The following is a 20849-nucleotide window of genomic DNA, read 5'->3' on the forward strand; positions in this document are numbered from 1 at the left end:
GGCCCGAGCATCCCCTCGAAGGCTCGTGCCAAACCGTTGCATCCTCGTGCGGTTGGCCGCCACGTCTTGGCTTGATAACGATGGTCGCCGAAAGACACTCCGGCGAGGTCACGGGCGATACTCTTGAGCTCTCTGAGCTGTATGTACGGGAGGTTAAGCGGCCAGGAATGCCCGAAGAACCCAGGTCCGACGGCGTGGCGTCGGTATCCGGCGGGATCGCCGCGGAGCTGGCGGCCGCCGGATTTGAGGATGCGCAGCAGGTGGCCCGGGGCGGGGCCGGAGTGATCTACCGCTGTTACGAGACGGCGCTGGGCCGCAGCGTCGCGGTGAAGCTGCTGCCGTCGCACATGGACGAGGAGAGCCGGGAACGGTTCCTGCGCGAGGGCTACGCGATGGGCGGGCTGTCCGGGCACCCCAACATCGTCAACATCCTGCGGGTCGGGGTGACCACCAGCAACAGGCCGTACATCGTCATGCCCTACCACGCCGCGGATTCGCTGGCGGTCCGGTTGCGCCGCGAGGGACCCCTGTCCTGGCCCGACGCCCTGCGCATCGGTGTAAAGCTTTGCGGCGCATTGGAAACCGCGCACCGGACCGGAACGCTGCACCGCGACATCAAGCCGGCCAACATATTGATCAACGACTACGGCGAACCGCAGTTGAGCGATTTCGGCATCGCCCACATCGAGGGCGGTTACGAGACGGCGACCGGGTTCTTCTCCGGCACCATCGACTACACGGCGCCGGAGGTGATGACCGGCAGTCCGGCGACGGTTGCGGCCGACATGTACTCGCTCGGCGCCACCCTTTATGCGCTCATCGTCGGCAACGCGCCCCACGAGCGCAGGAAGGGTGAGGACCTGATCGCGCAGTACCTGCGGATCAGCACGACCGGCGTCCCGGATCTGCGCCCCGAGGGAATCCCGGACGCCGTGTGCTCGGCGATCGAGAGGGCGATGTCGCTCGACCCGGCCGACCGGCCAGCCTCGGCCGAAGAATTCGGTCGCGAGCTGCAGGCCGCGCAGCGCGTCAACGGCCTCAAACCCGATGCGATGGCGATCGGCGGGCAGGGTCGAGCGGCCGTCGACGCCGTCCCCTCCCCCTCCCCCAATGGCGGGGAAACGCGCCCGACCTCGCCGATCGGGGCGCCGGACGCCCGGGACGACGCGGTCGCGGCCACGCCGCCCACCCCGTCGGGCCCCTCCGGTCATGATGAGTTTTCCGCGGCGGCCAGCGTCCTGCGCAGCGGGCACGCCGCGGAAACGCAGCCGCAGACGTCGTCCGGCGGCCCGCCGAGCGCGCCGAGCGGTCCCGAACAGCCTCCGGCGCCGCCCCCATGGCGCAAGCCCTTAGCGCTGCGAATCCGGGAGTGGTTCGCCCAACCGGGAAAGAGGCGCAGTCGCGTCGCCCTGGCGGCAGCCGTCGTGGCGCTGTTGGTCGTGGGTGCCGTATTCCTGTGGCTGCGGCCCGACAACGGCACTCACAAGACCGCCGCCCCGCCGACCCAGGCGCCCCTTGCCTGGAAGCCGATCACCAACGCCCGCGTCGCGCGCGATGCGGTCGCCACCACCCAGGCCGACGGCACGATCTGGGTCTTCGGCGGCATCCGAAGCGACGGCAACCCCACGACCAAGCACGAGGGCTACGACCCCGCCATCGACGAATGGAAGGGCGGCGACGATCTGCCGGTGGCGCTGCAACACGCGATGGCCGTGACCTGGCAGGGTAACCCGGTCGTCCTCGGCGGCTGGAAGACCGTCAACGGCAAAAAGGTTGCCAGCGACCAGGTTTGGCGGGTGGTCAACAGCCGGTGGGTCGAACTGCCACACCTGTTGGCGCCCAGGGCCGCCGCGGCCGCGGCGGTGGTCGGAGACCGCCTCGTCGTCACCGGCGGGGTCGACGCCGGCGGGGCCCTGCTGAGCACCACCGAGGTCTTCGACGGCAACTCCTGGAGCCTGGGCGCCCCCATACCGACCCCGCGCCAGATGCTGGCCGCAGCCTCGGACGGCAAGCTGGTGTATGCGGTCGGGGGAACCACCGGCGACTCCGACCTGACGATGGTCGAGGCGTACGACCCGGCCGCGAAAACCTGGGCGACAATGCCGGCGCTTCCCCAGTCCCGCAGCGACCTCGGCGTGGCCATCGCCGACGGGCGGCTGGTCGCCGTCGGGGGCGCGTCGGGAGGACGGGTTCTCAAGAGCGTCTCGGTGTTCGACCTCATGACGAGGCACTGGGACGCCCTACCGGACATGGCGACGGCGCGACACGGGATGGCCGTCGCCGCGGTGGAGAAGTCCGTGTACGCGATCGGCGGGTCGACGGCCGTCGGGGACAGCCAGGTTATTTCGGAGGCCGAATCGCTGAAGCTGCCGCCCCGCGAGATCCAGCCCGCGTCGCAATGGCGTTCCCTGCCCGACGCGCCGACCCCGCGGCTGATGATGGCGTGGACCGTGCTGGGCGACAAGATCTGGATCATGGGCGGCCTGCGGGAGGGTGTCGCCCTCACGACGGTCGAGAGCTACGAGCCGCGCACCGGCGCCTGGGAGACCGGGCCCCCGTTGCCCATCCCGCTGCACCATGCGGCCGCGGCGACCTACCGCGGCGAGGTTGTGGTGCTCGGGGGCGCCAGCGACAACATCGCGGACGGGTCCAACCGGGTCTTCGCGCTGCGCGGCGGCAACTGGGTGGAGCTGCCCAGCCTCAGGCACGCCCGGGCGGCGCCGGCGGCGGCGGTGGCCGGCGACAAGCTCGTCGTCGTCGGCGGGCAGAACGCCAAGCAGCTGGTCCCCCAGACCGAGGTCTTCGACGGAAGTTCGTGGACCGATGCCCCCGACATGCCCACCGCGCGCGAACACCTGGCCGCGGTGTCGGACGGCACCTACGTGTACGCCATCGGCGGCAGGTTCCTTTCCGCCGACAAGAACTCCGCGGCGCTGGAACGCTTCGATCCGGTATCCGGGTCGTGGACGAGGTTGGTGGGCATGCCGACGCCGCGCGGAAGCTACGGCGCCACGTACATCGACGGGCGCATCGTGGTGGTCGGTGGCGAGGAGCCGACGATGGTGCTGAACGTGGTCGAGATGTACGAGATCGCCGACGGCAAATGGACCACGTTGGCCCCCATGCCGACCGCGCGCCACGCCGAGGTGGTGGCGACGGTTGGCAACACCGTCTACTGCATCGGCGGGGCGAATCGGCCGACCCACGAGGGCCCCATCGCGACGGTCGAGGCGCTCGACTTCCGGTAGCCACCGGCGGATACCCGGTTGTTTTATTCCTGTCAAATATGGGGACCCCGGTACGGACGGGCTGCAGCAGCTACCCAGACGAACCGACGGAGCCCCCTATGAATACGAGCACCATGTGGATTGTGATCGCCGTGGCGGCGGTTCTCGTGATTGCCGCCGTGATCTTTGCCGCCAGGGCGGCGGCGCGCCGCCGGCGCGTGCGGCAGGCCGAGGAGATTCGCGAACAGGCCAGGGTCACCACGACCCGGGCCGAGAAGCGGCAAGCCCTTGCCGATGAAACGGCCGCCAAGGCGCGGGCCGCGCAGGCCGAAGCCGAAGCCAAGGCCGCCGAAGCCGCCAGGTTGCAGGAACGCGCGGCCAGTCATCACAGCGACGCGGCGGCGTCACGCGAGGAACTCCAGGACCAGTTGAAGCGCGCCGAGAACATCGACCCGCAGACCCGTACCGAGGCGCATGAAACGCCCGCCGAGGGCCGCGACGAAGCGCGGCATGACACGTCACGGGAGACCAACGCGGAAGCGACCAGGCACCACCGCGCCTAAGCCCCGGGCCGGCCGGCCAGTCCCGGTGGCCCGCCCCCTCAGCGGGCCACCGGGCGCGGTCGTCTACACCAGCTGTAAGGCGTCTTCCCGGCACTGGCGGGCGCGTTGCTGTTCGCGCGCGTACAGCATGCCGTAGCTGAAGCCGTTCTCCCCCACGGTCGTTCCCGCGGCCAACGCCATCTGCCGAAGTGTCTGGGTGGCGACAACGGTGTCTTGGTGGTCGCCGAGCAGGCTTTGAATCCGCTTGTAGTGCTTGACGGTCCGCTTGGCTCGCTTGTCCAGGGGATTGCGCAGCTCGGCCGCATAGCGGGCGCGCTTGGCGGCCTTGCGCGCTCGATGCAGCAGTTCGTTGTCGTCGGATCCGAGCGCCTCGGCCAGCCGCCGATCCGCCTTGCGCTCCGCGCGCCGGGCCCGCTTGCGCAGCGCCGCGGCCGAGATCTGTTGCGCGACGGGCGGTTCGTAGCGCCAATCGCGCAGCACGGTCAGCAGCGCGCGGTAACGGTCGGAGTCCATCGCCTCGTCGAGCCGGGCGCGGGCGGGGAGCTCGATCGCCTGCAGGTCGTTGCGGATCCGCGACCGGACGGGACCGAGAATCAGCTCGTCGGGCATGCCGTCCAGCGCCTCAGCGAAGCGGCGTTCCTGGACCTCGCAATCGCGAACGTCGCCGAGCAGCGCCGCGAACCATTTGAGTTCCTCGTCGGCGTCGCCGATCTGCTGCCGGTCCAGCAGTTTGGCGAAGACGCGCAAGGTGCTCCGCAACCGCCGGATCGCCACGCGGGTGTCGTGCACGGGGTCCTCGCCACCGCCGTGGCGCAACTCCTCGTCGCCGTTTTCTATCTCGTCGATTTGGGCGTTGAGATAATCCGTCAACGCTCGGCTGGCTGATGAGCGCATACCTCATCGGATGCCCGCAAGGCGGCGGGCGCCAAACATGGGGTCGCTGCGCGAGGACCTACAGCCAGGTGTCCTGGGTGGTCGTGGTGAGGAAAGCCTCCAGGTCATCGCGCCATTGGGCGGGCGTCGTCTTGTCCGGCTCGATGCCGGTGTAGTCACCGCGATAGAACAGCAGCGGCCGCGGCTTGATCTTGGGAGCCTCCGAAAGAGATTGCACGGAACCGAACACCACGAAGTGGTCCCCGCCGTCGTGCACGGACGCCACCGTGCAATCGATGTAGGCCAGCGACCGGTCGATGATCGGCGAACCCAATTCCGAAGGGTGCCAGTCGATCCCGGCGAACTTGTCGGGCTCCTTCGAGCCGAACCGGGCCGAGACGTCCTTCTGCTTTTCGGTCAGCACGTTGACGCAGAACCGGCCGCTGGCCTCGATGGCCTTCCAGGACCGCGACACCTTCGTCGGGCAGAACAGCACCAGCGGCGGGTCCAGGGACAGCGCCGCGAAGGACTGGCAGGCGAAGCCGATCGGCACGTCGTCGTGCACGGTGGTGATGATGGTGATCCCGGTGCAGAACTGACCCAGCACCTGCCGGAAGGCCCGCGGATCGATCTGTGCCGACATAGTTGCCTCGGGCTAGGCTCGGAAGCCAACCGTGAAGTCGTGGCCCCACAGGCTCACGGCGGTGCTCTCCCGGGCGATCCAGTCGTCGTCCGCCACTTGCCGACCCTCGCAGCCGAATTCGACGTCGAACCCGCCGGGCGTCTTCATGTAGAACGACAACATCAGGTCGTTGACGTGGCGACCCAGCGTGGCCGACATCGGCACCTTGCGGCGCAGCGCCCGGTCCAGACACAGGCCAACGTCGTCGGCGTTTTCCACCTCCACCATCAGGTGCACGATGCCGCTGGGCGTCTGCCCGGGCATGAAGGCGAGGCTGTGGTGGCGCGGGTTGCAGCCCAGGAACCGCAGCCAGACCGGTGCCGCGTCCGCGGGCCGGCCGACCACCTGCGGCGGCAGGCGCATGGAGTCGCGCAGCTTGAAACCCAGCACGTCACGGTAGAAGTGCAACGTCTCGTCGTCGTCGCGGGTGGTCAGCACCACGTGCCCCAGGCCCTGCTCCCCGGTGACGAACTTGTGCCCGTACGGGCTGACCACGCGGCGGTGTTCCAGCGCGGCCCCGTGGAACACCTCGAGGCAGTTGCCCGACGGGTCGGAGAAGCGGATCATCTCGTCCACCCGGCGGTCCGCGAGTTCGGCCGCGGTGGCCTCCTTATACGGCGTGCCCTCCACGTCGAGCCGATTCCGGATGTCTTGCAGCCCTTCGGCGTTGGCGCATTCAAAGCCGGCCTCTGAGAGCCGGTCGTGCTCCCCGGGCACGATGACCAGCCGCGCCGGGAAATCGTCCATGCGCAGGTAGAGCGCACCCTCGGTGCCGCCCTTACCTTCGACCATGCCCAGCACCTTCAGGCCATACTCGCGCCAGGCGGCCATGTCGGTGGCCTCGATGCGCAGGTAGCCCAGCGACCGGATACTCATCGTCCGCCTCCCAGGAAATCAATGGTCAGCTTGTTGAATTCGTCGAACTTCTCCACCTGCGCCCAGTGCCCACATTGCCCGAAAACGTGGAGCTGCGCACGCGGAATCGTCTTCAGCGCGACCAGCGCGCCGTCCAGCGGGTTGACCCGGTCCTCACGCCCCCAGATCAGCAGCACCGGCTGGCGCAGCTGGTACACCTCGCGCCACATCATGCCGAGCTCAAAGTCGGCCCCAGCGAACGACATTCCCATCGCGCGGGTCGCGGTCAGCGATTCCGGCGTGCTGGCCAATGCGAAGCGCTGATCGATCAGCTCGGGGGTGATCAGCTTCTGGTCGTAGACCATCACGCGCAGGAACGCCTCCAGGTTCTCCCGGGTGGGTTCGACGGAGAACTTGCCCAGCCGTTTGACTCCCTCGGTGGGGTCGGGCGCGAACAGGTTCACGCTCAACCCGCCGGGGCCCATCAGCACCAGCCGCCCGGCGCGGTCGGGGTAGTCGAGGGCGAACCGCACCGCGGTGCCCCCGCCCAGCGAATTGCCCACCAGCGGAACGCGTCCCAGGCCCAGCTGGTCGAAGAGCCCGTTGAGCGCCCGGGCGGCGTAACGGTTGAACTGCCCGTGCTCGGCGCGTTTGTCGGAGTGCCCGTAGCCGGGCTGATCGACGGCCAGCACGTGGAAATGCTCGGCGAGCACCGCGATGTTGCGTGAGAAGTTGGTCCAGCTGGACGCGCCCGGCCCGCCGCCGTGCAGCAGCACCACCGTCTGATCGTTGCCGGTTCCGGCCTCGTGGTAGTGCAGCTTCAGCGGCCCGTCGACGTCGACCTCGGCGAAGCGCGAGGTGGACTCGAACGTGAGCTCCCCCGTCGTTGTGGTCATCAGACCATCGTGTCGCCGGGCGGCAGCCCGAACTCGTTGTTCCCGAAGATCACGTAGGCGCGCTCGGGGTCGTTAGCGGCGTGCACCCGGCCGGCGTGCGCGTCGCGCCAGAACCGTTGCACCGGTTGGTCATTGGCCAACGCGGTGGCGCCGGACGCCTCGAACAGCCGGTCGATCGCGGCGATCGAGCGCCCGGTGGCGCGCACCTGATCGCGGCGGGCGCGGGCCCGCAGCTCGAACGGGATCTCCTTGCCCGCGGCCAGCAGCGCGTACTCGTCGGCGACGTTCCCGGACAGCTGGCGCCACGCAGCGTCGATGTCGCTGGCCGCCTCGGCGATGCGGACCTTGGCGAACGGGTCGTCCTTGGCCTTCTCGCCGGCGAACGCCGCGCGCACCCGCTTGCCCTGGTGCTCGACGTGCGCGTCGTACGCGCCGTAGGCCATGCCGACGATCGGCGCCGAGATGGTGGTGGGATGCATTGTGCCCCAAGGCATCTTGTAAACGGGGGCGGTGTTGGTCGCGTATCCCCCTGCGGTGCCGTCGTTCATCGCCTTGTAGGACAGGAACCGGTGCCGCGGCACGAAGACGTCCTTGACCACCAGGGTGTTGCTGCCGGTGCCCTTCAGCCCGACGACGTGCCACACGTCGTCGATGCGGTACTCGCTGCGCGGGATGAGGAAGCTGCCGAAGTCCACCGGCCGGCCGTCCTTGATGACCGGGCCGCCGACGAACGTCCACGTCGCGTGATCGCAGCCCGACGACCAGTTCCACGAGCCGTTCACCAGGTAGCCGCCGTCGGTGACGACGCCGGCGCCCATCGGGGCGTACGACGACGAGATCCGCGTCTTGGTGTCCTCGCCCCAGACCTCCTCCTGGGCCTGCTGGTCGAACAGCGCCAGGTGCCAGTTGTGCACGCCGATGATCGAGCTCACCCAGCCGGTCGACCCACACGCGCTCGCCAGCCGGCGCACGGCCTCGTAGAAGAGCGTGGGATCGCACTGCAGCCCACCCCATTGCTCGGGCTGCAACAGGGTGAAGAAACCGATGTCCTCGAGCTCCTGGACCGTCTCGTCGGGCAGCCGGCGCAAGTCCTCCGTCGCCTGGGCGCGCTCCCGAATCCGCGGCAGCAGATCATCGATGGCCGTTAACACCGACTGCGCGTCACGCTGTTGAATGGACGTCACTTACGTTGCCTCCCGAGAGTACGGACTTAACACAGAAGACTAGAACACGTTCCGATTCGTGTCGAGCAGGGTATTCCTGCGGCTGGTAGCGGTATATATCCGCTTTTCTGTAACATGTTCTAGTTGTGTCGAAAGGAAGGGACGGGGCTTGACGGAAGCGATTCCCGACGAACCGCTGGGTGACCACGTCCTCGAACTGCAGATCGCCGAGGTGATCGCCGAGACCGACGAGGCGCGGTCGCTGGTGTTCGCCGTGCCGGACGCGCCCGGCGACCCGGGCATCCCGCCCGAGCGGCTGCGGTACGCGCCGGGCCAGTTCCTGACGCTGCGGGTTCCGAGCGAGCGCACCGGGTCGGTGGCGCGCTGCTACTCGCTGTGCAGCTCGCCGTTCACCGACGACGCGCTCACGGTCACGGTCAAGCGCACCGCGGACGGGTACGCGTCCAACTGGCTCTGCGAACACGCGCAGGCGGGCATGCGCATCCACGTGCTGGCGCCGTCGGGCAACTTCGTGCCCAAGACCCTCGACGACGACTTCCTGCTTATGGCCGCCGGCAGCGGGATCACCCCGATCATGTCGATCTGCAAGTCGGCGCTCGCCGAGGGCAGCGGTCAGGTGACGCTGCTCTACGCCAACCGCGACGACCGCTCGGTCATCTTCGCCGAGGCGCTGCGCGAGCTGTCGGCGAAGTATCCCGAGCGGCTCACGGTGGTGCACTGGCTTGAATCGCTGCAGGGGCTGCCCGGCGCGACGTCGCTCGCGAAGCTCGCCGCCCCCTACACCGACCGGCCCGTATTCATCTGTGGGCCAGGCCCTTTCATGGACGCCGCGCGCGTCGCGCTGGAGGAGCTGAAAGTGCCTGCGGCGCAAGTGCATATCGAGGTGTTCAAGTCGCTGGAGTCAGATCCGTTCGCGGCGGTCAAGATCGAGGACACGGCCGAGGGAGATCAGCCCCCGGCCACCGCGGTGGTGGAGCTGGACGGTGAGACGCACACCGTGTCGTGGCCGCGCAACGCCAAGCTGCTCGACGTCCTGCTCGCCAAGGGCCTCGACGCCCCCTTTTCGTGCCGGGAGGGGCACTGCGGCGCGTGCGCCTGCACGCTGCGCGGCGGCAAGGTCAACATGGAGGTGAACGACGTCCTGGAACAACAGGACCTCGACGACGGCCTGATTTTGGCCTGTCAATCTCGCCCCGAATCTGATTCGGTGGAAGTCACCTACGACGAATAGGCGCGTAGCGAACCGGAAGGGGGCGACGATGAAGCGGCTATTACCGGGATTTGCGGTCGTCGGGGCCATGCTGACGTTCCTGCCCAGTCCCGCCGCGTCGGCCGCGAGCAACGAGGCCACCAGCCTGTTCCCGCTGGACGGCCCCAACCAGCTCGAGACGCACGCCTTCCTCAACTGCATCAGGGCCGACGGCCACTGCGACTTCACCGTCGGCGCGGATACCCGCACGCCCGACGGCGTGACCGGGTTCCCGCCGGGCCTGTGGGCCCGCCAGACGACCGAGGTTCGGTCACCGAACCGGCTGGCCTACCTGGACACCCACGCCAACGGCCAATTCGAAAGGGTCCATAAGGCGATGGGCTCCGACGAGATCACCACCGTCTACTTCGGGGAGGGGCCGCCGGACAAGTACCAGACGTCCGGCCGCATCGACTCCGCAGACTGGCAGACGGGCCAGTCCAAGACCGATATCAGCGTGATCCTCTGCACCCACATCCAGGTGGTCTACGGCGGGGTCAACATCACCTCGCCCAGCACCTGCGCGCAGACCACGTTCTCTTAGGTTCCCCATCGCCGAACCTGAAAATCTGCAGACAAAGTGCGAGTAGCGGCCTGCAGAATTACAGGCCCGGCGAAGCGGGCGAGCTAGGCCGCCAGCCTCGAGCCAGCAGTGCCCGCCTGACGCGCTCGATGATGTCCCCGGGCTCGTCCTCGGCGATCACGCGAACAACAATCCAGCCCGTTTCGGCGAGCTTTCGTAGTCGCCGCTGATCGTTGACGTACCGACGCCGATCGCTGCGGTGTTGGTCGCCGTCATACTCGGCGGCCACGCCGAACTCCGGCCAGCCCATGTCGAGCACGGCGAAATACCGGTAGCCCTCGACCACCGGTATCTGGGTGATCGGCGTGGGAAAGCCCGCGTCGATGAGCAGGAGCCGCAGCCAGGTCTCCTTCGGCGAGGCGGCGCCGCCGTCGACGAGAGACAGCGCGGACCGCAGCCGTCGTATCCCGCGGGCGCCGGCGTAGCGCTTGGCGAGCAGCAGCACGTCCTCGATCGAGAACGGCTTTGCACGCATCAGCGCGTCGAGGCGGGCGACCGCCTGCCCGCGCGGCAGATACCGGCCCAGGTCGTAGGCCGTTCGCGCGGGAGTCGTCACAGGCAATCCCACGACGCGGGTGATTTCGTCGTCGGACAACAGCTGCTCACGCGCGACTATCCCCCGCGGTGGCCGCGTGTTCGACCACACCAACTCGATCGGGATGTCGGCGTCGACCCAATTGGCGCCATGTAACGCCGACGCCGCGACGCCCGCGACGACCGCCCGGCGCCGCGACCACAACCACGCCACCTCGGTCCTGTGCCGCAACGAAAGTTGTTGACCCCGTGCGGTATACACTCCCGGGAAAATGGGATCATACCAACGTTGCAGTTCGTGCCGCGTTATAACTCCCCGCGCGACGGCTTCGCTGCCGATCAACACCCCGGCCATGGCCGAATGGTCGCCCATGGCACCGACAACTCGCCGAGCCTGTAAATCCGCAGCCAAAGTGCGAGTAGCGGCCTGCAGAATTACAGGCTCGACGAAATGGGCGCCTACCGAGGCAGGCCGAGAAGCCGCTCCGCGGCGACGGTGAGCAGGATCTGCTCGGTCCCGCCGGCGATGGTGAGGCAGCGGGTGTTGAGGAAGTCGAAGACCGCTCGGTTGCGGACCAGGCCGCCGCCCTCCGCGACGTCCATCGCGTATTCGGCCAACGCCTGCCGGTAGCGGACGCCGATGAGCTTGCGCACGCTGGACTGCGCGCCGGGGTCCTGGCCCCCGACCGCGAGCTGGGCGATGCGCTGGTCCAGCAGCGCGCCGACCGCGGCAGTGGCGAGTAAACGGCCAAGCTTGTCTTGCTGAGACACGTCCAAGTCGATCTCCGCCAGCACTCTGAGCAGTTCTTCCATCGGGTTGCCCAGCGCTGTGCCGGAGGCCATCGCGATCCGCTCGTTGGCCAGGGTGGTGCGGGCCAGCCGCCAGCCGTCGTTCACCGCGCCGACCACCATCTCGTCGGGGACGAACACGTTGTCCAGGAAGACCTCGTTGAACAGCGAGTCGCCGGTGATCTCACGCAGCGGCCGGATCTCGAGGCCCGGCGATTTCATGTCCACCAGGAAGTAAGTGATGCCCTTGTGCTTCGGGGCCTCAGGGTCGGTGCGCGCCAGGCACACGCCCCACCGCGCCTTGTGCGCGGCGGACGTCCACACCTTCTGCCCGGTGAGCAGCCAGCCGCCCTCGCCACGGACGGCCTTGGTGCGCAGCGACGCCAGATCCGAGCCGGCCCCCGGCTCGGAAAACAGTTGGCACCAGAGGAATTCGCCGCGCAGGGTGGCCGGCACGAAGCGCTCGACCTGTTCGGGCGTGCCGTGCTCGAGGATGGTCGGCGCCGCCCACCAGCCGATCACCAGGTCGGGGCGCACCACGCCGGCCGCCGCCATCTCCTGGTCGATCAACAGCTGCTCGGCCGGGGACGCGCCGCGCCCGTACGGCGGCGGCCAGTGCGGCGCCTGCAGGCCGGCCTCGGCCAGCGCCACCTGCCGCTTTTCTTCGGGCAGCGCGGCCACCTCGGCGACGGCCGCCGCGATCTCGGGTCGCAGCCCCTCGACCTCGGAGAGATCGATTCCCAGGCGGCGTCGCACCCCCGCCTGCGTCAGCTCGGTGATGCGGCGCAACCAACGCTCGGCGCCACCCAAGAACCGCCCGATGGCATGCGCCCGGCGCAGGTATAGGTGCGCGTCGTGCTCCCAGGTGCAGCCGATGCCGCCGAGCACCTGAATGCAGTCCTTCACGTTGGCCTTCGCGGCGGCGATGCCGGTGCTCGCGGCCAGGGCCGCGGCGATCGAGAACTGGGCCGGATCGGGCTCGGCGGCGGCCCGGGCGGCGTCGGCGGCCACCACCTCGGCCTGCTCGGCGCGGCACAGCATCTCCGCACACAGGTGTTTGACGGCCTGGAAGCTGCCGATCGGCTTGCCGAACTGCTCGCGCACCTTGGCGTACGCGACCGCGGTGTCCAGCGACCACCGGGTGATGCCGGCGGCCTCGGCCGCCAGGACGGTCGCGGCCAGCTCCTCGACCCGTTGCTCCGAATCCGCGACGACCGTGACCGGCGCCGACGTCAGCACCACCCGGGCCAGCGGCCGGGAGAAGTCGGCGGCCTGCAGCGGCTCTAGTTCCACACCCTCGGCGCCGGTGTCGACGAGCAGCCACTTCCCGTCGGCGGGCAGGAGCACGACGGCGCCTTCCGCGGCGCCCAGCGCCCACGGCAGCGTGCCCGACGCGCGTGACGTCTGGCTGTCGAACCGCACCTCGCCTTCCAGCGCCAACCCGGCGAAACGCTCCCCGGCGGCCAGGGCGGCCAGCAATTCGGGGTCCTCGACGACAAGGGTGGCCAGGGCCGTGGTGGCAACCGGCCCGGCGACCAGCGCCTTGGCCGCTTCCTCGACCATCGCGCACAGATCCTCGATGCTGCCGCCCGCCCCGCCGCGGTCCTCCGGGATCGCGACCCCGAACAGCCCCAGGTCGGCCAGGCCCGCGAAGACCGGCCGCCACGCGTCGGGGTTACCCTGCTCGACCTGGCGGATCGCCGCCGTCCCGCCCGGTCCCGACGTCGAATTACGCGCCCAGTCGCGCACCAGCGCACGCGCGGCGAACTGCTCGTCGGTGACGGTCGCTACCACCCTCTGGTCCTCCGCCTGCTTGGTTCGGGATGACGGGGCGCTCTGACTACTGAAAGCCCACTAGAACGTGTTCTAATAGTGCCAGCGATCGAGCGTCAAGTCGAACGCCATTACAGCAGTACACGTCGTTGTCCCTGCTGCGGGGAGGTGGGAAATTTACGCCCAGCATGCGTATCGTTTGCGAACGAGCCACCCCGAGAAGGAGCACGCCCTCAAATGTCGTCAGCCAACCCGAACGCGGCCGACGTGCCTGACTCGCAACCGCGCGAGGTCATGAACGTGGCGGTCCTCGCCGAGTCCGAGCTCGGCTCGGAGGCGCAACGGGAACGCCGCAAGCGCATCCTGGACGCCACCATGGCCATCGCGTCCAAGGGCGGCTACGAGGCGGTCCAGATGCGCGCCGTGGCCGACCGGGCCGACGTCGCGGTCGGCACGCTGTACCGGTATTTCCCGTCGAAGGTGCACTTGCTGGTGTCGGCCCTGGGCCGGGAGTTCAGCCGGATCGACGCGAAAACCGACCGCTCCGCCGTCGCCGGGGGCACCCCGTTCCAGCGGCTGAACTTCATGGTCGGCAAGCTGAACCGCGCGATGCAGCGCAACCCGCTGCTCACCGAGGCCATGACGCGCGCCTACGTGTTCGCCGACGCCTCCGCGGCCAGTGAGGTCGACCAGGTCGAGAAGCTCATCGACAGCATGTTCGCGCGGGCTATGTCCGACGGCGAACCGACCGAGGACCAGTACCACATCGCCCGGGTGATCTCGGACGTGTGGCTGTCCAACCTGCTCGCGTGGCTCACCCGCCGCGCCTCGGCAACCGACGTCAGCAAACGGCTGGACCTCGCCGTGCGGTTATTACTGGGCGAACACCAGCCCAACTAGGCCGGCGGTCCGGCGGTGCGACCCCGGATCAGCTCGGTGTCCAGGAGTTCGACGACCGGCAAGCCCGTGCGTGGCGGCCTCATCAGCAGTTCGCCCGCCCGATGGCCCTTCTGCAAGCTGGGCTGCGCCACGGTTGTCAGGCCGCGCCCTATCGCCTCGGGCACGCCGTCGAACCCGGTGACGCTCATCTGCCCGGGCACGTAAATGCCATGGGCGCGAAGATAATCCATCGCCGACAGCGCGAGTATGTCAGCGGTACACATCAGCGCCGTGATCCGCGGGTTGGCCTCCAGCGCCGCCTTGGCGGCGGCGCCTCCCGATTCGGGTAGGTGCTCATAGCTTTCGACGACGGTCAGCGAGTCCGGGTCGACGCCCGCGGCGGTCATCGCCTCCCACACGCCGACGATGCGTTCGCGTTGCACGTCGAAGGCCGGTGACCGCAACCGGTCGGCGTCCACCAGGCCCTGCCGGCGCTCCCGGCCCAGCCGCATGGTCAGCAAACCGATCTCGCGGTGTCCGAGCCCGAGCACGTAGTCGGCCAGCTCACGCATGGCCGCCCGGTCGTCGATGCCCACCCGGGACACTCCCGCCAGGCCCTTGGGCTGGTCGACCACGACGACGGGCACGCGCCGCTGCAGCACCACCTCCAGGTAGGGGTCGTCGTTGCAGGCCGAATACACCACGAAGCCGTCGACTCCGGCCCCCAGCACCGCGGCCGTGCCGTCCTCGAGGCTGCGGCTCGCGCCGACGGCGACCAGCAGCAGGCCCTGACCGAGTTCCTCGCACGACTGCGCGACCCCCGCGACGAAATCCCGCGCCGCCGGGTCGGAGAAGAAATAGGTCAACGGTTCGGCCATCACCAGGCCGACCGCGCCGGCCTTGCGCGTCCGTAGCGATCGCGCCACCGGGTCGGGTCCCGCATAACCCAGCCGCTTGGCCGTCGCGAGCACCCGTTCACGGAGGTCGGCGGACAGCTGATCCGGCCGGTTGAAGGCGTTCGAGATCGTCGTGCGCGAAACCTTCAGTTCGTCGGCCAAAGACGCCAGAGTCGCACGCCGACGCGGTGTGGGACTCACGCTCGGTGACGCTACAGCGGTTCGCTGTCGGCGCACATGCGGCGGCGCTGCGCCACTTTCTAATGGAAACGATTTTCATTAGTATTATGGCTCGGCCGCGGGCGGGAGAGGACAGGGATGGCAGTCACGATGGGACGGCGGCTTTCGGCCGTCCTGATTGCCCTGAGCGGCTTGATCGCGCTCACCGGCTGCGCCGGTTCGACGCGCGCGCAGGCGGCCACCGTGGTGGCGTCCACCGACGTGTGGGGCAGCGTGGCCAGCGCCGTCACCGGCCACCACGTCGCGGTCAAGTCCATCCTGACCGGCTCCGATACCGATCCGCACTCGTACACGGCCAGCCCGTCGGACGCCGCCGCGATCACCGACGCCGCCCTGGTCGTCTACAACGGCGGCGGTTACGACCCCTGGGTGGACCAGGTCCTCACCAGGCATCCGCGCGTCAAATCGGTCGACGCCTACTCGTTCGTCCATGCCGCGGCCGACGGGGAGCTGCCGAACGAGCACGTCTTTTACGACCTGGGCGTCGCCAAGTCGGTGGCCTCCTCGATCGCCGACCGGATGGCCGTCATCGACCCGGCCAACGCCGCCGACTACCGGGCCAACGCCGCCGCGTTCTGCCGCGCCGCCGACGCGATCGCGAACTCCGAGCACGCCATCGCCGGCGCGTATCCCGACGCCGGAGTGATCGCGACCGAGCCAGACGTGGAGTACCTGCTGGCCGCGTCGGGCCTGGTGAACCGCACCCCGGCCGCGTTCGCCGCCGCCAGCGAGAACGAAACCGACCCGTCGCCGGCCGACATGGCCAAGGTGCTCGACATGATCAAACGCCGGCAGGTCGCGGCGCTGCTGATCAACCCGCAGACGTCCAGCTCCGCGGTGAACGGGCTTCAGGACGCAGCGCGGCGCGCGGGGGTGCCGGTCACCCAGGTGAGTGAGACGCTGCCCGACGGCACCGACTACCTGACCTGGCAGCGCAACACCGTCAACCAACTGCTGGCCGCGCTGCGGTCGGGCCGGTAAGCACCCCCGTGACTGTCGAAGCGGTCCCCGCCGTCCACGGCCATGCCCACACCGTCTCGCTGTCCGGCGCCCGGCTGGCGTTCGGCGACCGGGTCCTGTGGGACCACCTCGACCTGTCAGTGCGGCCCGGCGAGTTCATCGCCGTGCTGGGCCCCAACGGCAGCGGCAAGACGTCGCTGCTCAAGGTCCTACTCGGGCAGCTGCCCCTGAGCGGTGGCGTCGCGTTGGTAGACGGACGGCCGATCACCTCCGGCCGCGGCAGCATCGGCTATGTCCCGCAACACCGCCCGATCGACCGCGAGGTGATGTTGCGCGGGCGCGACCTGGTGCGGCTGGGCATCGACGGGCAGCGGTGGGGCGCGGCGCCGCTGCGATCCGCCGAGCGGGGCCGTCGCCGTGCGGCCGTGTCCGAGGCGCTGCGTCAGGTCAACGGCGAACAGCTGGCCGGCGTCCGGGTGGGCGTCATGTCGGGCGGCGAGCTGCAGCGGGTGCGGATCGCCCAGGCGCTGGTGAGCGACCCGATGCTGCTGCTGTGCGACGAACCGCTGCTGACCCTGGACCCGGCGAACGCGAAGCTGGTGTCGGCGCTGATCGACCGACGCCGCCGCGAGGCCGGAACCACCGTCATCGTCGTCACCCACGAGATCAACACGATCCTGCCGTACGTGGACCGGGTGCTCTATCTCGTCAACGGCCGCTTCGAGGTCGGCACCGTCGAACAGGTGATGAAAAGCGAGACGCTCTCGGCGCTGTATCGCGCCGACATTCAGGTGGTGAAGGTGCGGGACCGCTACGTGGTGGTCGGTGAGCCGGACGACGGGTGCGCTGGATGAACCGCCGGCTCGACGACATGCTGCACCACCTGTTCTCCTTTGACCTCACCGCCGACCTGCTCCGCCACGACTTCGTCCAGCAGGCGGTGGCCGCGGGCGCGCTGCTGGGTCTGGTGGCCGGGCTGATCGGGCCGTTCATCGTGATGCGCCAGATGTCGTTTGCGGTGCACGGGTCCAGCGAATTGTCGCTGACGGGAGCGGCTTTCGCGTTGCTGGTCGGGTTCGAGGTGGGGGCCGGGGCGCTGATCGGCAGCGCCCTGGCGGCGGCGCTGTTCGGCATTCTCGGCCAGCGGGCCCGCGAGCGCGACTCGGTGATCGGCGTGGTCCTGGCCTTCGGGATGGGCCTGGCGGTGCTGTTCATCCATCTTTACCCCGGGCGGACCGGGACCGCCTTCGCGCTGCTGACCGGCCAGATCGTCGGCGTCGGCTACACCGGCCTGACCATGCTGGCCCTGGTCTGCCTGCTCGTCGTCGCCGCGCTCGGCACGTGCTACCGGCCCCTGTTGTTCGCCACCGTCGACCCCGACGTCGCGGCCGCGCGCGGTGTCCCGGTCCGCGTGCTGGGCATCGTGTTCGCCGCGCTGGTCGGCGTCGTGGCCGCCCAGGCCGTGCAGATCGTCGGGGCGCTGCTGGTGATGTCATTGCTCATCACCCCGGCGGCCGCGGCGGCGCGGGTGATCGCGTCGCCGGCGGCGGCGATCGTGGCCTCGGTGGCCTTCGCCGAGGTCGCGGCCGTCGGGGGCATCGTGCTGTCGCTGGCGCCGGGCGTGCCGGTGTCGGTGTTCGTCGCAGCGATTTCCTTTGTCATCTACCTGTTTTGTTGGCTCCTCGGGCGACGCCGCGAGGTCCCCGCCTGACGCCACCCATAAGCTGGGCGGGTGGCCGCTATCGACCTCAACGCCGACCTGGGCGAGGGCTTTGGCGTCTGGAGCCTGGGCGACGACGACGCCATGCTCGGGATCGTCAGCAGCGCCAACGTGGCATGCGGATTCCATGCCGGGGACCCCGCCGGCCTGTTGCGGGTGTGCCGGTCGGCCGCCGAGCGCGGCGTGCGCATCGGCGCTCAGGTGAGCTACCGCGACCTGGCCGGGTTCGGCCGACGCTTCATCGACGTCGCCCCCGACGACCTAGTCGCCGACGTGGTGTATCAGATCGGCGCGTTGCAGGCGATCGCGCGGGCGTCCGGCTCGGCGGTGTCCTACGTCAAACCCCATGGCGCGCTGTACAACACGATCGTGACCAACCGAGAACAGGCGGCGGCTGTCGCGGCGGCGGTGCACCTGGTGGACGCGGCGCTGCCGGTGCTGGGCATGGGGGGTTCGGCGTTTTTCGAGGAGGCCGGCCGCCTTGGCTTACGCACGGTGGCCGAGGCGTTCGCGGACCGCGCGTACCGGCCCGACGGCCAATTGGTCTCGCGTCGCGAACCCGGCGCGGTGCTGCACGATCCTGCGGCGATCGCCGAGCGCGTGCTGGCCATGGTGTCCTCGGGGCGGGTCACCGCGACCGACGGCACACAAATCAGCGTCAGCGTGGAATCGGTTTGCGTGCATGGTGATTCGCCCGGCGCGGTGCGGATCGCGACCGCGGTGCGCGATCGGCTGGAGGCGGCCGGCGCCGAGATCGGGGCGTTCTGCTGATGCGGGCCAAGCTCGGCCGCCCCGACCTGGCGCGGTACGCGGACCGGTTCGACGTGCCATTGGCGGGACCCGATGCGGCGCTCGCGGCGACCTGGATGGGTGTGGCGACATTGCTGCTCGACGACGGGTCGTCGGCGCTGCTGACCGACGGTTACTTCTCGCGCCCCAGCCTGGCGCGGGTGGCCGCCGGCAAGGTGTCGCCGTCACCGGCGCGCGTGGACGGCTGCCTGGCCCGCGCCAAGGTCTCCCGGCTGGAGGCGGTCATCCCGGTGCACACCCACATCGACCACGTGCTGGACTCCGCGCTGGTCGCCGACCGCACCGGCGCGCGGCTGGTCGGCGGCGAGTCGGCCGCCAACGTCGGCCGCGGATACGGACTGCCCGGGGACCGCATCGTCGTCGCGACGCCGGGTGAGCCGATTCGCCTGGGCGCCTTCGACGTAACGCTGGTGCAATCCCATCACTGCCCGCCGGACCGGTTTCCCGGGACGATCGACGAGCCGCTGACCCCACCGGTGCGGGCGTCGGCCTACCGCTGCGGTGAAGCCTGGTCGACGCTGGTGCACCATCTACCGTCGGACCGGCGGCTGCTGATCCAGGGCAGCGCCGGTTTCGTCAAGGGTGCACTGGAGGGGCGGCGCGCCGAAGCCGTCTATCTGTCCGTCGGACAGCTGGGCCTGCGGCCGCGGTCCTACATCCACGACTACTGGGCCGAGACCGTGCGCGCCGTCGGGGCGCGCCGGGTGATCCTGATCCATTGGGACGACTTCTTCAGCCCGCTTTCAAAGCCGTTGCGGGCCTTGCCGTATGCGGGCGACGACCTGGACGTGTCGATCGGGGTCCTGGACGAGCTGGCCGCACACGACGGTGTCGCGCTGCACATGCCGACCGTGTGGCGACGCGAAAACCCCTGGGCGTGAAGCGGTTTAGACGTTGGATTTGACCGCCGCGCTGTTGTTGCTTGCTGCCGTGCTCGTGTTCGCGGTCGTCCGCCCAAGGGGTTGGCCGGAGGCGGTGGCGGCGGTCCCGGCGGCGCTCATCGTGATCGCGGTCGGCGCGATATCGGTGCATCAGGCGGCCCAGGAGGTGGCCGGGCTGTCCGGAGTGGTCGCCTTCCTCGGCGCGGTCCTGGTGCTGGCCAAGCTGTGCGACGACGAGGGGCTGTTCGAAGCGGCGGGCGCGGCGATCGCGCGGGGGCGCGTCTCGTCGGGCGGCCTACTGCGGCGGGTGTTCGTCGTCGCCTCCCTGATCACCGCCGTGCTGAGCCTGGACGCCGCCGTGGTGTTGCTGACCCCGGTGGTCCTGGCCGCGGTCCGCCGGCTGCACACCCCGCCGCGGCCCTACGCCTATGCCACCGCTCACCTGGCCAACGGCGCCTCCCTGCTGCTGCCGGTGTCGAACCTGACCAACCTGCTGGCGTTCCACACCGCCCACCTCTCATTCACCCGGTTCACCGTGCTGATGGCGTTGCCGTGGCTGGGCGCGGTGGCGGTGATCTACGCGATCTTTCGCTGGTTTTTCGCCGGTGACCTGCGCGTCCAGCCCGACGCCGAGGAGATCGGCCCGGCGCCGCGCCCCCCGGTGTTCGTGCTGGTGGTCGTGGGGCTGACCCTCGCCGGGTTCGCGGTCGGCCAGTCCGTCGGGGTCGCCCCCGCGTGGGTGGCGGCCGCCGGTGCCGCGGTGCTCGCGGTGCGCAGCCTGAGCCGCGGACACACCTCCGTGGCCGAGATCGCGCGCTCGGTGCACGTCTCGTTCCTGGTGTTCGTGCTGGCGCTGGGAGTCGTGGTCCGGGCGGTCATGCTCAACGGCATGGACAGGGCCATGTCCGCGGTGCTGCCGTCAGGTTCGCGTCTGCCCGCGCTGCTCGCGATCGCCGCGATAGCCGCCGTGCTGGCCAACGTCGTCAACAACCTGCCCGCCACGCTGGTGCTGCTCCCGCTGGTCGCGCCCGGCGGTCCGGTGGCCATTCTGGCGGTGCTGATCGGGGTGAACGTCGGCCCCAACCTGACCTATGTGGGTTCGCTGTCGAACCTGTTGTGGCGCCGCGTTCTTCGCCGACATGACGTCGACGCCGGCGTCGGCGAGTACACCCGACTCGGGTTGTGCACGGTGCCCATCGCGCTGGTGGTCGCCGTGGTCGCGCTGTGGGCGTCCACACGGCTACTGGGCGTGTGA

The 20849-nt window shown here is 69.5% G+C and carries 19 protein-coding genes; 11 read left to right on the forward strand and 8 right to left on the reverse strand.

Features of this window, described 5'->3' with window-relative positions; all coding sequences use genetic code 11:
* Positions 1-167 precede the first annotated feature (167 nt).
* Positions 168-3248 (forward strand): serine/threonine-protein kinase, encoded by a 3081-nt coding sequence (locus N415_RS19145; protein ID WP_068185406.1) that lies wholly within the window; start codon positions 168-170, stop codon positions 3246-3248.
* A gap of 98 nt (positions 3249-3346) precedes the next feature.
* Positions 3347-3790: a hypothetical protein gene (locus tag N415_RS19150; RefSeq protein WP_068185409.1), complete on the forward strand. Its 444-nt coding sequence runs from the start codon at positions 3347-3349 to the stop codon at positions 3788-3790.
* A gap of 63 nt (positions 3791-3853) precedes the next feature.
* Here the strand turns inward: N415_RS19150 and N415_RS19155 are convergent, their stop codons facing one another.
* Genes N415_RS19155 through hsaA form a run of 5 tightly spaced genes read right to left on the reverse strand, consistent with a single transcriptional unit; the run spans position 3854 to position 8280 of the window.
* Complete coding sequence (locus N415_RS19155; RefSeq protein WP_081665356.1) at positions 3854-4684, reverse strand: CHAD domain-containing protein; 831 nt, start codon at positions 4682-4684, stop codon at positions 3854-3856.
* Positions 4685-4742: 58 nt separating this feature from the next.
* A complete protein-coding gene (gene hsaB / locus N415_RS19160; protein WP_068185412.1) occupies positions 4743-5306 on the reverse strand; it encodes a 3-hydroxy-9,10-secoandrosta-1,3,5(10)-triene-9,17-dione monooxygenase reductase subunit in 564 nt (187 codons plus the stop codon).
* A gap of 12 nt (positions 5307-5318) precedes the next feature.
* Positions 5319-6221, reverse strand: coding sequence for an iron-dependent extradiol dioxygenase HsaC (gene hsaC, locus N415_RS19165; protein ID WP_068185414.1), 903 nt, complete (start codon positions 6219-6221; stop codon positions 5319-5321).
* The gene (gene hsaD, locus N415_RS19170) at positions 6218-7096 is read right to left on the reverse strand and encodes a 4,5:9,10-diseco-3-hydroxy-5,9,17-trioxoandrosta-1(10),2-diene-4-oate hydrolase (protein ID WP_068185417.1); all 879 of its coding nucleotides are present in this window, start codon (positions 7094-7096) and stop codon (positions 6218-6220) included. Before hsaD ends, hsaC begins: the two co-directional genes overlap by 4 nt.
* Complete coding sequence (gene hsaA, locus N415_RS19175) at positions 7096-8280, reverse strand: 3-hydroxy-9,10-secoandrosta-1,3,5(10)-triene-9,17-dione monooxygenase oxygenase subunit (RefSeq protein ID WP_068105642.1); 1185 nt, start codon at positions 8278-8280, stop codon at positions 7096-7098. The genes hsaD and hsaA overlap by 1 nt, the downstream gene beginning before the upstream one ends.
* Before the next feature lie 148 nt (positions 8281-8428).
* Between hsaA and N415_RS19180 the strand changes: the two genes are divergently transcribed.
* Both N415_RS19180 and N415_RS19185 read left to right on the forward strand, forming a co-directional pair.
* Positions 8429-9511, forward strand: coding sequence for a ferredoxin--NADP reductase (locus tag N415_RS19180; protein WP_068185419.1), 1083 nt, complete (start codon positions 8429-8431; stop codon positions 9509-9511).
* Positions 9512-9539: 28 nt separating this feature from the next.
* Positions 9540-10073 (forward strand): hypothetical protein, encoded by a 534-nt coding sequence (locus tag N415_RS19185; RefSeq protein WP_068185421.1) that lies wholly within the window; start codon positions 9540-9542, stop codon positions 10071-10073.
* A gap of 58 nt (positions 10074-10131) precedes the next feature.
* Here N415_RS19185 and N415_RS19190 read toward each other — a convergent pair whose 3' ends face one another.
* Both N415_RS19190 and N415_RS19195 read right to left on the reverse strand, forming a co-directional pair.
* Complete coding sequence (locus tag N415_RS19190; RefSeq protein ID WP_068185594.1) at positions 10132-11001, reverse strand: hypothetical protein; 870 nt, start codon at positions 10999-11001, stop codon at positions 10132-10134.
* A gap of 104 nt (positions 11002-11105) precedes the next feature.
* Positions 11106-13229: an acyl-CoA dehydrogenase gene (locus tag N415_RS19195; RefSeq protein ID WP_068185424.1), complete on the reverse strand. Its 2124-nt coding sequence runs from the start codon at positions 13227-13229 to the stop codon at positions 11106-11108.
* Positions 13230-13508: 279 nt separating this feature from the next.
* Here N415_RS19195 and kstR point away from each other — a divergent pair, with 279 nt between their 5' ends.
* On the forward strand, positions 13509-14108 hold the full coding sequence (gene kstR, locus N415_RS19200; RefSeq protein WP_161630330.1) for a cholesterol catabolism transcriptional regulator KstR: 600 nt from the start codon (positions 13509-13511) through the stop codon (positions 14106-14108).
* Here the strand turns inward: kstR and N415_RS19205 are convergent.
* The gene (locus N415_RS19205; RefSeq protein ID WP_068105654.1) at positions 14105-15184 is read right to left on the reverse strand and encodes a LacI family DNA-binding transcriptional regulator; all 1080 of its coding nucleotides are present in this window, start codon (positions 15182-15184) and stop codon (positions 14105-14107) included. The two genes, kstR and N415_RS19205, sit on opposite strands and share 4 nt — an antisense overlap.
* Positions 15185-15301: 117 nt before the next feature.
* Here N415_RS19205 and N415_RS19210 point away from each other — a divergent pair, with 117 nt between their 5' ends.
* Genes N415_RS19210 through N415_RS19235 form a run of 6 tightly spaced genes read left to right on the forward strand, consistent with a single transcriptional unit; the run spans position 15302 to position 20849 of the window.
* The gene (locus N415_RS19210) at positions 15302-16204 is read left to right on the forward strand and encodes a zinc ABC transporter substrate-binding protein (protein ID WP_068185427.1); all 903 of its coding nucleotides are present in this window, start codon (positions 15302-15304) and stop codon (positions 16202-16204) included.
* 8 nt (positions 16205-16212) lie between these two features.
* Positions 16213-17037: a metal ABC transporter ATP-binding protein gene (locus N415_RS19215; protein WP_068185430.1), complete on the forward strand. Its 825-nt coding sequence runs from the start codon at positions 16213-16215 to the stop codon at positions 17035-17037.
* Positions 17034-17894, forward strand: coding sequence for a metal ABC transporter permease (locus N415_RS19220; protein ID WP_068185433.1), 861 nt, complete (start codon positions 17034-17036; stop codon positions 17892-17894). Before N415_RS19215 ends, N415_RS19220 begins: the two co-directional genes overlap by 4 nt.
* 21 nt (positions 17895-17915) lie before the next feature.
* Positions 17916-18674 (forward strand): 5-oxoprolinase subunit PxpA, encoded by a 759-nt coding sequence (locus N415_RS19225; RefSeq protein WP_068185436.1) that lies wholly within the window; start codon positions 17916-17918, stop codon positions 18672-18674.
* A complete protein-coding gene (locus tag N415_RS19230; RefSeq protein ID WP_068185438.1) occupies positions 18674-19594 on the forward strand; it encodes an MBL fold metallo-hydrolase in 921 nt (306 codons plus the stop codon). The genes N415_RS19225 and N415_RS19230 overlap by 1 nt, the downstream gene beginning before the upstream one ends.
* 13 nt (positions 19595-19607) lie before the next feature.
* Positions 19608-20849 (forward strand): SLC13 family permease, encoded by a 1242-nt coding sequence (locus N415_RS19235; RefSeq protein WP_068185441.1) that lies wholly within the window; start codon positions 19608-19610, stop codon positions 20847-20849.

The organism is Mycobacterium sp. UM_CSW (genome assembly GCF_000455205.1).
GTDB lineage: Bacteria > Actinomycetota > Actinomycetes > Mycobacteriales > Mycobacteriaceae > Mycobacterium.

Bases quoted from the DNA above. Each gene is read 5' to 3' on its own strand.
- N415_RS19190 (WP_068185594.1), bottom strand. From the start codon at position 11,001: ATGGCCGGGGTGTTGATCGGCAGCGAAGCCGTCGCGCGGGGAGTTATA.
- N415_RS19210 (WP_068185427.1), top strand. From the start codon at position 15,302: ATGGCAGTCACGATGGGACGGCGGCTTTCGGCCGTCCTGATTGCCCTG.
- N415_RS19150 (WP_068185409.1), top strand. From the start codon at position 3,347: ATGAATACGAGCACCATGTGGATTGTGATCGCCGTGGCGGCGGTTCTC.
- N415_RS19145 (WP_068185406.1), top strand. From the start codon at position 168: ATGCCCGAAGAACCCAGGTCCGACGGCGTGGCGTCGGTATCCGGCGGG.
- hsaC (WP_068185414.1), bottom strand. From the start codon at position 6,221: ATGAGTATCCGGTCGCTGGGCTACCTGCGCATCGAGGCCACCGACATG.
- hsaD (WP_068185417.1), bottom strand. From the start codon at position 7,096: ATGACCACAACGACGGGGGAGCTCACGTTCGAGTCCACCTCGCGCTTC.
- N415_RS19230 (WP_068185438.1), top strand. From the start codon at position 18,674: ATGCGGGCCAAGCTCGGCCGCCCCGACCTGGCGCGGTACGCGGACCGG.
- N415_RS19185 (WP_068185421.1), top strand. From the start codon at position 9,540: ATGAAGCGGCTATTACCGGGATTTGCGGTCGTCGGGGCCATGCTGACG.
- hsaB (WP_068185412.1), bottom strand. From the start codon at position 5,306: ATGTCGGCACAGATCGATCCGCGGGCCTTCCGGCAGGTGCTGGGTCAG.
- N415_RS19220 (WP_068185433.1), top strand. From the start codon at position 17,034: ATGAACCGCCGGCTCGACGACATGCTGCACCACCTGTTCTCCTTTGAC.
- N415_RS19155 (WP_081665356.1), bottom strand. From the start codon at position 4,684: ATGCGCTCATCAGCCAGCCGAGCGTTGACGGATTATCTCAACGCCCAA.